Origin of the sequence: Mycobacterium attenuatum (assembly GCF_900566085.1) — a bacterium.
In the GTDB taxonomy this organism is placed as follows: Bacteria; Actinomycetota; Actinomycetes; order Mycobacteriales; family Mycobacteriaceae; genus Mycobacterium; species Mycobacterium attenuatum.
The window spans coordinates 1-1,943 of record NZ_UPHT01000087.1 but is presented as its reverse complement, the minus strand read 5'-3'; the positions used below and the strand labels follow the sequence as shown (position 1 = coordinate 1,943).

Sequence of the window (1,943 nt, the reverse complement as noted above, 5' to 3'; positions counted from 1 at the left end):
GTTCGGGTCGGCAGCGGGTGGGGGCGGCGCGTTCGGGTCGGCCGGGGGTGGGGGCGGCGCGTTGGGGTCCGCCGGTGGCGGTGCGACATTCGGATTCCCACCCGGCTGTGCCGCAGGCGTGCTCGTGGTTCCCGGTGGCGGCGTCGCAGGAGTGGTTGCCGGTGCCGGTGCCGCCGCGGTGGTCGACGGTGGCGCCGCAGCTGTGGTGGTGGCCGGCGCGGGCGCCGGCTCGGGGTCGGCGTGGGAGGTCGCCGGCAGCGCGATGGTGAGCGCGCTGGCACTGCTGACGGTGGCGACCGCCAGCGTTGCCCACAGTCCGTTGCGACGTCTCGTGTTGGAGTCCACCTGATACATGGCGACGAACCTACCGTGTTGTTGCCATGAAGCAAGGATGGCCTGCCGGTGTCGACGCCGTTCGTCTTTGGCCGCTCTGACAATGGCCGGAGGTGTCCCTACCGGTGAGGTGCCGGATGCAGCATCACCTCATGAGCCTTGATGCTGTACCACACTCGCATTCCGGGCGTCAGCCGCAACTCTGCGGCGGCGTCGACGGTGATACTGGCGGCCAGGCCTGGGGCCCCATCGGGCTGATCGGGGCCACGGACCAGGACCGCGGATCCGCGAGTCTGCACCTCTGCCACGGTTACTTCGACCGTGTTGCGGGGGCTACCGTGCGGCTGTTCGAGGTGTACCGCCACCGCCGACGGCGCGAACACGGCCACCACGTCGTGCCCAACAGTGAGATCTTGGGTCAGGATCCCGTGCCAGCGAGCGCCGGCCGGTGTGTGTAGCGCGCCCTCAGCGCCCATAGTGCCGCTGACGAGGTTGATACCGGCGATGCGCGCCCCGAAGTGACTGCGGGGCGCGGCGAGCACATCGGCCACCGGACCGATTTCGGAGATCTGCCCGGACTCGAGCACCATCACCCGATCGGCCAGTGTCAGCACGTCCAACAAGTCGTGGGTTACCAGGACGACGGCACAACCGGTGTCGGTCACCACGCTCCGCAGCACCGTGCGTATCGCCGCGGCGGCATTCACATCCAAGCCGGTCAACGGCTCGTCGAGCAGCAGTACGTCGGGCTGGGCCGCCAGGGCACGGGCGATGGCTACCCGCTGGGCTTGACCACCGGATAGCTGTCGCGGCTTGCGATCAGCAAACTGCGCCGCGTCCACCTCGCTCAACCAGCGCAGTGCGGCCGCTCGCCGCCGGGAACGACCGAACCGGAACGTTCCGCGACGGCTGAGCGGTCCGAACATCACATTGGCGGCCACGCTCAGATGCGGAAACAGCAGCGGCTCCTGCAGGAGCAGCCCGACCCGGCGGTCGTGTGTCGCCACATCGATTCCGGCAGCGGTGTCTGTCAACACTCGGTTGTCGAGGCGCACCAGCCCCGTATCGGGACGGACCAGCCCGGCAATGACATGAAGGGTGGTGGACTTGCCCGCACCGTTGGGACCGAGGATCGCCAGCACCTCGCCCGTCGACACCGCGAAATCCACGTCCAGCAGGCGGCCGGTCACGGCGGCGCGAAGGTGCAGCCCACTCACGATCGGCCATCTCGCATGCGGGCGGTGACAGCTGCCGGGTCACAGATTCGATCTCGCGAGCGCCGTTCCCCGCAGCTGCCAGGCATGGATCACACCGTAGGCGACGCATTCCCATGCCAGGACAAGCACGCAGTGGCACCGGCCCGGCGTGCGCAGCCTTGGCCGCTCGTATGGACCGTTCGTGCGAACTGCACGCGGCCGCGCCGGGACTACTGCCCGCCCCTCCCAGATCGCCGTATCAGCTGTGGTTGGTCGGCTAAACAAAGCCCTAATGGGAGTCGATCAGCGTGTCCGTGAAGGGGATCTTGTTACCCGGGGCGGGAACCTGGTTACCGAGCCGCCGGCCGGTGAGCACTGTGCAGGCCCTGGAATGATCGTCGATTCCTAGCGTTA

2 protein-coding genes are annotated in these 1,943 nt (G+C 68.3%); one reads left to right on the top strand and one right to left on the bottom strand.

Annotation, left to right across the window (positions count from 1 at the left end):
• Positions 1 to 349 (top strand): hypothetical protein (locus EET13_RS32805; RefSeq protein WP_425294244.1); only part of this gene is annotated, 349 nt, incomplete at its 5' end.
• Between the two features lie 103 nt (positions 350 to 452).
• On the opposite strand, the gene EET13_RS14510 is transcribed toward EET13_RS32805, so the two are convergent.
• Positions 453 to 1,550, bottom strand: a complete 1,098-nt coding sequence (locus EET13_RS14510) for a sulfate/molybdate ABC transporter ATP-binding protein (protein ID WP_122442955.1) — start codon at positions 1,548 to 1,550, stop codon at positions 453 to 455.
• Between the last annotated feature and the right edge of the window lie 393 nt (positions 1,551 to 1,943).